Raw genomic sequence first — 8,537 nt, 5'->3', positions numbered from 1 at the left:
GATCTTGCGAAGGAGATTCCCGACGGCCGGCAGCGTGAGCAGCCAGCGGTCGACCGCCAGGCGACCGGCGTCCGACCGGGTGATGAGCTGCCAGGAGAGGAGGCCCGCCATGGCGAGCAGGACGAGGACCCACCAGTACGCTACCAGCCACTCGCTCACGCCGAGGAGGATCTGGGTGGGCAGGGGTAATCCCTGGCCCAGATCCTTGAAAATGACGGCGAAGCGCGGGAGCACGAACGTCATCAGGAAGATCACGGCCCCGACGCCGACCGTGAGCAGCAACGCCGGATAAATGGCCGCCGATACCAGCGCCTCCCGGAGCTCCCGGGTCGCCTCCAGGTGTTCGGCGAGTCGCCGGAGCGCCACTTCGAGAACGCCGCCCTTCTCGCCGGCCCGCACGGTGTTGATGTACAGGCGCGAGAAGGGGCGAGGGTGATGGCGGCTCAGGGCGTCCGCCAGCGTCGAGCCGGTCCGGACGCTCTGGGCGACATCCTGGACGATGACGCGCAAACGGTCACTGACCGAGAGGTCGGCGAGGATCGTGAGGGCACGGTCGAGCGGGATGCCGGCGTCCAGCAGCGTCGAGAGCTGCTGCGTGAAGGTGAGGAGGTCGCGGGCCGGAACCCGTCGGGGGGCGGCGAGCAACAGGGTGAGCCGCGACAGCCGCGGTCCGGAGTCGGCCGGCTCCACCCGGATCGGGAAGTACTCCTCGCGATGGAGCCGCTCGACGACCCCCTGGGGGTCATGCGCCTCCATCACGCCGTCGATCGTGCGACCGGCGCGGTCCGCAGCGGTATAGGAGAAGACGGGCATCAGGAGGCCGCGGCAGCTCCCGACGGGGTCAGCGTCCCGGGTCCGCTCATTCCTCGGAGTCCTCGTGCGTCACCCGCAGCACCTCCTCGATCGTGGTGACGCCGAGACAGCACTTCGCCCAGCCGTCCTGGCGCAGCGTCGTCATGCCGGCGGCGATCGCCCGCTGCCGGATCTCGTGGCCCGGCACCTTGCGCAGCGTCATAGAGCGGAAGTCCTCGGTCATGGGGAGGAACTCGTAGATCCCCGTCCGCCCGCGGTAGCCCGTCCCCCGGCACTCGCCGCAGCCCTTGCCCCGCTGGAGGGCGGCGTCGCCGGGCACCTCGTCGATGCCCATGGCGCGGAGCTCCTTCGGCTCGGGCTCGTAGGGGACGCGGCATGAGGCGCAGATGATCCGGACCAGGCGCTGGGCGAGGATCCCTTCGAGGACCGAGGCGACCAGATAGGGCTCGGCGCCCATGTCCAGGAGGCGGGTGATCGCGCCCGGCGCGTCGTTGGTGTGCAGCGTGGAGAAGACCAGGTGTCCCGTCAGCGCCGCGTGGATGGCGATGTCGGCGGTCTCGACGTCCCGGATCTCACCGACCATGATGACGTCCGGGTCCTGCCGCACGATGTGACGCAGCCCGGAGGAGAAGGTGAGGCCGATCTTGGGCTTGACGTGGATCTGGTTCACCCCGCGGAGCTGGTACTCGACCGGGTCCTCGATCGTGATGATCTTCTTGCCGGGAGAGTTGATCTTGTCGAGCGCCGCGTAGAGCGTCGTCGTCTTGCCGGAGCCCGTGGGGCCGGTCACCAGCAGCATCCCGTGCGGCAGGTTGATGATGTGCTGGATCTGCCGCTCGGTCCGCGGGTCGAAGCCGAGCCGATCGAGGGGCATCAGGATGGCCGCCCGGTCGAGGAGACGCATGACCACGCTCTCGCCGTGGATGGTCGGGATGGTGGAGACCCGGATGTCGAGCCGGCGCCCCTGGAGACTCATCCGGATGCGGCCGTCCTGGGGCAGCCGGCGCTCGGCGATGTTGAGCTCGGCCATGATCTTGATCCGGGACGTGATCGCGGCCCGCAGCCGCTTGGGCGGGGTCTCGGCGTCGAACAGCACGCCGTCGATCCGGTAGCGGACGCGCAGGTTGTCCTCGAAGGGCTCGATGTGGATATCGGAGGCGTTCGAGGTCACCGCGTTCTCGATCAAGAGGTTGACGAGCCGCACGACCGGCGCGTCGAACGCCATGTCGCGCAGCGAGTTCACGTCCTCGCTGCCGCTCTCGTCTCCCGCCCACTCGTCGTCGCGGATCGTCTCGATGACCTTCTGCACGGCCGTCGACCCGGTCCCGAAGTACCGCTCGATCGCCTCCAGGATCGCCGGCTCGGTCGCCACGGCCTGGCGCACGTCGAGGCCGAGCGCCGCGCGGAGCTCGTCGGACGCAATGGGATCGGTCGGGTCGGCACAGGCGATGAGGAGGGTCCCGTTCTCGACCGCCAGAGGGCAGAAACGGTACTGCCGCATGTACTGGGGAGAGAGGTTCCGGAGAAACGGAGGGCTGGTGGGAAACTCCTCGCGGCTCACGTATGACAGCCCGAGGCGCCGAGCCAGCGCCCGGGCGATCTCCTCGGGGGTGCAGTAACCCAGCCGGACGATGGCATCGGCGAGCCGCTCCCCCGACGCGCGCTGGCGCTCCTCCGCCCGCGCCAGGTCGGGTTCGGAGAGGACGCCGGCCGCCACGAGCCACTGCCCGAAGGGGATATCGAGGCTGGTCGCCATGTCCAATTCCTGACGTTGCGAGCGCAACCCTCAGGCGCTCTTACGTTACCGGAGAGCGGCGGAGAACCGCAAGCAAAGTTTCCCTTGACAGGCATCGGGGCGCTTTTGCAAGCTCTTTGCAATCATGAGCGGCGCCCCCCGGGTCGAGGTGGAGCGTATCCGGGCGCTTCTGACCACTGCCGGCCATGCCTGGACCCGCCCGCGCGGGGCTGTCCTCCATGTGCTGATCGAGGCCCTGACCCCGCTGAAGGCCGAGGAGATTCACGAGCGACTCGGCCAGTGGGCGAGGTCGCGCCGGATCAACCTCTCGTCGGTCTACCGCACAGTGAATCTCCTGTATGACTTGCGGGTCGTGCGCCGCATTCAGCTCGGGGACGGCGCCCACCGCTACGAGCTGGCCGAGGACTACCGAGCGCACCACCACCACTTCGTCTGCGAGACCTGCGGCCGGATCGAGGACGTCCGGCGCTGCCCGGTCGAGGGAGCGGATCTCGGCGTGGCGGTGCGCTCGCACCACCTCGAGCTGTTCGGTCTGTGCGGGGAGTGCGAGCGGGAAGAGATGGAGCGTCGTGTCGGGGCTTGAGATAGGCCTCCTGCTGTTCTACCTCGCGGAGACCGCGCTCGACGTCGCCGGCCTCATGCACTAGACTCGGTAGCGGATGCCCCCCGCATCCCGTCACTGAGGTCGGGGCCTCGATGCGTGTCGTCGTCGAGGGCGTCTCCAAGGTGTTCACCGGCCGCGACGGGCGCTCGATCGAGGCCCTGCACGACGTCTCGCTCGTCGTCGAGGGCGGCGAGTTCGTCACCATCCTCGGCCCCTCGGGGTGCGGAAAGTCGTCGCTCCTTCACGTCATCGCCGGGCTCCTGCCCCCGACCCGCGGGCGCGTCGTGTTCGAGGGCGTCGCCGAGAGCACCGCCATGACGTCGATGGTGTTCCAGGAGCACGCGCTGTTCCCCTGGCGGACGGTGCTCGGGAACGTCGGGTTCGGGCTCGAGGTGCGGGGCATGCCGGCGCCGGACCGGGACGCGCGCGCGCGGGGCCTGCTGGAGCTGGTGGGACTCCAGGGGTTCGAGGACCGATACCCGCACCAGCTCTCCGGCGGCATGCGGCAGAGGGTGGCCATCGCCCGCGCGCTGGCCGTCGAACCGGCGCTCCTCCTGATGGACGAGCCGTTCTCCGCGCTCGACGCCCAGAGCCGCGCGCTGATGCAGCTCGAGCTGATGGCGCTGTGGGAACGGACGCGGAAGTCGATCCTCTACGTGACCCATCAGATCCAGGAAGCCGTCCTGCTGGGCGATCGCGTCGTCGTCATGACGCGCCGGCCCGGGCGGATCCTGACCGCGCGGCCGATCCCGCTCCCGCGCCCGCGTGATGAGCGCACGTTGCTGGCCCCGGCGTTCCTCGCGCTGGTGGACGAGTGCTGGCAGCTCATCAAGCAGGACGCCCGGGAAGCGTTCGTGGATGTCTGACCGGATCGTGGTCTACGAAGGGGCGCCGGCCCTCGGCGGGGGCGACCGGCGATTGTTGAGTGCCGTCTCGCTGCTCGTCCTCGTCGGGCTGTGGGAGGCGGCGACGCGGCTCCAGCTGGTCTCACCCCTCTTCCTGCCCCCGCCGACGGCGGTGGCGCGGGAGGCGGTGGGCATGGTGGGGAGCGGAGAGCTGGGGCGTCATCTCGGCGTGTCGCTCCTGCGGATCGGCCTCGGGTTCGTGCTGGGGGCCGCCGCCGGCACCGCGCTCGGGCTCCTTCTCGGGACTTCGCGGGTCGTGGAGGCCGTCGGCAACCCACTCATCGCCGCCACCTATCCGATCCCGAAGATCGCCCTGCTCCCGCTCATGATTCTCTGGCTCGGCATCGGGGAGGCGCCGAAGGTGGCCATGATCGCGCTCGGCGTGTTCTTCCCGGTCGTCATCAACACCTACGCCGGCGTACGGGACACCGAGCCGCTGATGGTGAAGGCCGCTACGAGCCTGGGTGCCGTCCGGCGTCAGGTGCTGGTGAAGGTGATCCTGCCCTCGGCGCTCCCCATGATCCTGGCGGGCTACCGCCTGGGCGCCGGGATCGCCCTGCTCCTGGTGGTGTCGGCCGAGATGATCAACGCCACCACCGGGATCGGCTTCCTCATCCTGCACGCGGGCGACCTCATGCTGACGGGAAAGCTCATGGTCGGCCTCGTGCTGCTGTCGCTCCTCGGCCTGGCCAGCACCTGGGGACTCCGCGCCCTGGAGGCCTACCTGGTGCCCTGGAAGGAGGACTTCCGCCGGTAGTCGGCGGCGCCCTCGCGGGTCTCCCTCCACTTGCCGCCCGGGGTCGCCGGGCCGCGCGCGTTACGGGTTGCCACTCGGTGACGGGCCGCAAGCGCACACCCGCCCGGGGTTGCGCGTCGTCCCGCGATCTGCCACGATCGGCACGCCTCCCTCGTGCGTGTATGCTGGGATCGGCTGCCCCGTGCGGAAGGAGGACGTTCGATGACCGCCATCCTCGTGCTCCACGGCCCGAACCTCAACCTCCTCGGGCAGCGGGAGCCGGGTGTGTACGGCCGGCTCACGCTGGCCGAGGTCGACGCCGCCATCGCGCAGCACGCCTCCGTCCGCGGGGTGAAGATCGAGTGCCGGCAGTCGAACCACGAGGGCGTGCTGGTGGACGCCGTGCAGGGCGCGGCCGGGGAGGGCTTCGGGGCCATCGTGCTGAATCCCGGGGCGTTCACCCACTACTCCTACGCGCTCCGCGACGCCATCGCCGGCGTCCCGATCCCGGTCGTCGAGGTCCACCTCTCCAACGTCCACGCGCGCGAGCCGTTCCGGCGGCGCTCGGTGACGGCCGCCGTGTGCCGTGGTCAGATCTCGGGGTTCGGCCTGCAGAGCTACCTCCTGGGCCTGGACGCCGCCCTCGCCTGTCTGGCCGGACGCTGAATGACGGGCCTCTTTGGGCGGTCTGAGGAGGGGGGGAACCCGGCGGGCGGACCCGGGCCGTGAGCAGTGAGGACCGGGAGACCGTCCAGCGAGTCCAGGCCGGCGAGACGGAGGCGTTCGAGCTTCTCGTCGAGAAGTACAAGCGCAAGACGTTCCGCCTCGCCTACAGCGTGCTGCGGGACCAGGAGGAGGCGCTGGACGTGGCGCAAGAAGCCTTCGTGAAGGCGTTTCGATCCCTCCCGAAGTTCAAGGGCGACTCGGCGTTCTACACGTGGCTGTTCCGGATCACCATGAACCTCGCCCTCGACCGGAAGCGGCAGCGCGCCACCCGGGCCCGGTCCATGGGGACCGACGACGTCCCGCCGGAGGAGTGGGAGCGGACGGCGGTGGCCACGGATCCGGATCCCGAGGCGGAGGCCACCTCGGCGGAACGTCGCGCGCAGATCGCACGCGGGCTCGAATCCTTGTCAGAGCAGCACCGCTCCATTATCATCTTGAGCGACATCGAGGGGCTCTCGTACCGGGAGATTGCCGAGGTCCTCGCGATCCCGATGGGAACCGTGATGTCGCGATTGCACAATGCCCGGAAGCGGCTCCGGGACGCCCTCGGTCCCGGCTTCCTCGGCGCCCTGCTCGCGCTCGCCCTGCTGTCCGGGCTCGCCGTCTCCGGCCACGCTCAGGCGCCCCCGCCGCCCGGGCCCGTCCCCCAGGTGTGCGTCTACGCGCTCGTCATCCTCGCGTCGAACGCCCCCGAGCCCCTGCCCGGCAGCACCCTGAAGCCGACGCCGCCGCTACGACCACCCGTCGGCGGCGGCACTTCGCCGAAGACCGTCGCCCCGCCGCCCAACGACTGGGAGGAACGTCCCGCGCTCCGCGGCGGCTGCGGGCGAGAGGTGCGGCTCCAGCCCTGGGTGCCTCGGCTCCGGGAGGTCTTCGGCTTCAGCACCTACGAGCCGATGAGCGCCTTCGAGACCACGATGCCGGTCGGCATGCTACAGCGGTTTGCGCTGCCCGGGGGACGTGAGCTCCAGATCCAGCCGCTGGCCATCCGTCCGCCGGTCGTCCGGGTGGCCGTGAAGATCCAACGGGGGCCGGTGACGGAGATCGCCACGATCATGGACGTGCCGCCGCGGCGCCCGGCGCTGATCGGGGGTCCTCCCCACGGGTCGGGGGTGCTGATCATCGCGATCCGATCCCGGGTCGAGCCGTAGAGGAGAGCGAATCGTGGCCCAGCGGCTGCCGGAACGCCAGGAAGTGCTGTCGTACCTGCGGGAGCGCCGGAACTGGGGGCGCTGGGGCTCTGACGACCAGGTCGGCGCGGTCAACCTGATCACGGCCCGCAAGCGCGTGGCGGCGGCCGCCCTGGTGCGGAGCGGCCGGAGCGTCTCGCTGAGCCGGGAGTTTCCGAAGAGCCCGGGGCCCGGGAACCCGCAGCCGGCCCAGCACTGGATGCGGACGGTGCCACGCGGCACCGGGGGGTTCGCCGCCGACTTCTACGGAATCTTCTATCACGGGTGGGCCTCCACCCACCTGGACGCGCTCTGCCACACCTGGGACGAGGGTGGGATGTGGAACGGGCGCGATCCGCGCCGGGAGCTCACGTTCGAGGGGGCCGCCTTCGGCGGGGTGGAAGCGTGGAGCGACGGCATCGTCACCCGCGGGGTCTGCCTCGACGTTCCCCGGTACCGGGGCGAGCCCTGCGTGACCCAGGAGCGACCGGTCCACGGCTGGGAGCTCGCGGAGATCGCCAAGGCCCAGGGTGTCACACTCGAACCCGGGGACGCGGTGGCCGTGTACAGCGGCCGAGAGGCCTGGCAGGCGGCGCATCCGGATCGGGCCTATGGGCCGGACAGCCGGCCGGGGCTCCACGCCTCGTGTCTGCCCTTCCTGCGCGACCACGACGTGGCGGTGCTCGTGTGGGACATGATGGACCTCGTCCCCAACGGCTATGACATTCCCTGGGCGGTCCACGGGGCAATCTTCGCCTACGGAGTCGCCCTGCTCGACAACGCGCTGCTGGAGCCCCTGGCGAAGGCGTGCGCCGAGGAAGGGCGCTCCGAGTTCATGCTGGTCATCGCGCCGCTCAGGGTCGTCGGGGGCACCGGGTCCCCGGTCAACCCCATCGCGCTCTTCTAAAAGGGGGGCCGCATGCGACGCATCTTCGGTAAGGGCGACAGCGAGACGCGCGACGCGGATGACGGCTTTCCTCGCCGGGTCCATCTGATGGTGGAGCCCGCCACCGCCGGTGCCGAGCACCTGGCGATGGGCACCGAGGACGTCCACCCGGGCAGCCAGATCCCCGTCCACGTCCACGACCACGCCGAGGAGATCCTCTTCATCTATGCCGGCTCGGCGCGGGCCCGTATCGGCGACGAGGAGGTGGAGGTCGGTCCCGAGACGGCCATCTTCGTGCCCAAGGGCATGCCGCACGGGGTCGTGAACACCTCCGACGAGGACGTCCGCCTCACCTGGACCTTCGCGCCCCCGGGCGAGCAGGCGAAGTTCCGCGACGACGCCATCTGGAAGCACAGTCGCCGCGTGTAGTCATTTCGGGGGAGTCTCGGAAGACCCCCCCGATGCCCCCCCGTCGTGGCGGCGGCGAAGTCGCCGCTCGGAGCACTCCCCGATGCACCCCGCCCTCGGTGGTCGGCACCTCGCCCCGAGCGTCGAGCAGCGCTTCCGAGCGCCTGTGACGACGCCACCCCCTCGGGGGGAGGGTTTGGGAGGGGGCCGTCGAGGCCCCCTCCCATGATCTAGTGGGCGCTGGGGCCGTCGAGGATCTTCTCCATGATGATGGTGTCGACCCAGCGGCCATCCAGGAGGCCCTGCTCGCGGTAGATCCCCACCGTCCGGAAGCCGGCCCGCCGATACACCGTCGTTCCCGCCTCGTTCCAGGGGAATGCCGACAGGACGAGCTTGTGATAGCCGAGCGTCCGCGCACGCGCGATCAGCGCCTCGAGGAGGCGACGGCCGATCCCACGCCCCCGGCAGGTCCGGTCGACGTAGAGGGAGAAGTCGGCGACGTGGTCGTAGGCGCGTCGGGGGTTGAACACGTTG

10 protein-coding genes are annotated in these 8,537 nt (G+C 70.3%); 7 read left to right on the top strand and 3 right to left on the bottom strand.

Features of this window, described 5'->3' with window-relative positions; genetic code table 11:
- Positions 1 to 813 (bottom strand): type II secretion system F family protein (locus VGW35_21655; protein ID HEV8310279.1); only part of this gene is annotated, 813 nt, incomplete at its 3' end.
- Between the two features lie 46 nt (positions 814 to 859).
- Complete coding sequence (gspE, locus tag VGW35_21650; protein HEV8310278.1) at positions 860 to 2,569, bottom strand: type II secretion system ATPase GspE; 1,710 nt, start codon at positions 2,567 to 2,569, stop codon at positions 860 to 862.
- A gap of 124 nt (positions 2,570 to 2,693) precedes the next feature.
- Here gspE and VGW35_21645 point away from each other — a divergent pair, with 124 nt between their 5' ends.
- The 7 genes from VGW35_21645 to VGW35_21615 all read left to right on the top strand — a co-directional run bounded on the left by VGW35_21645 (position 2,694) and on the right by VGW35_21615 (position 8,024).
- On the top strand, positions 2,694 to 3,152 hold the full coding sequence (locus VGW35_21645; protein ID HEV8310277.1) for a transcriptional repressor: 459 nt from the start codon (positions 2,694 to 2,696) through the stop codon (positions 3,150 to 3,152).
- A 113-nt stretch (positions 3,153 to 3,265) separates the two neighbouring features.
- The gene (locus VGW35_21640) at positions 3,266 to 4,039 is read left to right on the top strand and encodes an ABC transporter ATP-binding protein (GenBank protein ID HEV8310276.1); all 774 of its coding nucleotides are present in this window, start codon (positions 3,266 to 3,268) and stop codon (positions 4,037 to 4,039) included.
- The gene (locus VGW35_21635) at positions 4,032 to 4,835 is read left to right on the top strand and encodes an ABC transporter permease (GenBank protein ID HEV8310275.1); all 804 of its coding nucleotides are present in this window, start codon (positions 4,032 to 4,034) and stop codon (positions 4,833 to 4,835) included. The genes VGW35_21640 and VGW35_21635 overlap by 8 nt, the downstream gene beginning before the upstream one ends.
- 201 nt (positions 4,836 to 5,036) lie before the next feature.
- A complete protein-coding gene (gene aroQ / locus VGW35_21630; GenBank protein HEV8310274.1) occupies positions 5,037 to 5,480 on the top strand; it encodes a type II 3-dehydroquinate dehydratase in 444 nt (147 codons plus the stop codon).
- A gap of 59 nt (positions 5,481 to 5,539) precedes the next feature.
- Positions 5,540 to 6,691, top strand: coding sequence for a sigma-70 family RNA polymerase sigma factor (locus VGW35_21625; GenBank protein ID HEV8310273.1), 1,152 nt, complete (start codon positions 5,540 to 5,542; stop codon positions 6,689 to 6,691).
- A gap of 13 nt (positions 6,692 to 6,704) precedes the next feature.
- A complete protein-coding gene (locus VGW35_21620) occupies positions 6,705 to 7,616 on the top strand; it encodes a cyclase family protein (protein ID HEV8310272.1) in 912 nt (303 codons plus the stop codon).
- A gap of 12 nt (positions 7,617 to 7,628) precedes the next feature.
- The gene (locus tag VGW35_21615) at positions 7,629 to 8,024 is read left to right on the top strand and encodes a cupin domain-containing protein (protein HEV8310271.1); all 396 of its coding nucleotides are present in this window, start codon (positions 7,629 to 7,631) and stop codon (positions 8,022 to 8,024) included.
- Between the two features lie 209 nt (positions 8,025 to 8,233).
- On the opposite strand, the gene VGW35_21610 is transcribed toward VGW35_21615, so the two are convergent.
- Positions 8,234 to 8,537, bottom strand: a 304-nt coding sequence (locus tag VGW35_21610; GenBank protein HEV8310270.1) for a GNAT family N-acetyltransferase, incomplete at its 5' end; no start/stop codon positions are given.

Source organism: Candidatus Methylomirabilota bacterium (assembly GCA_036005065.1).
Classification (GTDB): domain Bacteria; phylum Methylomirabilota; class Methylomirabilia; order Rokubacteriales; family DASRDR01; genus DASYQW01.
The sequence above is the reverse complement of the archived record's forward strand: the minus strand, read 5'-3'. Positions and strand labels throughout refer to the sequence as shown.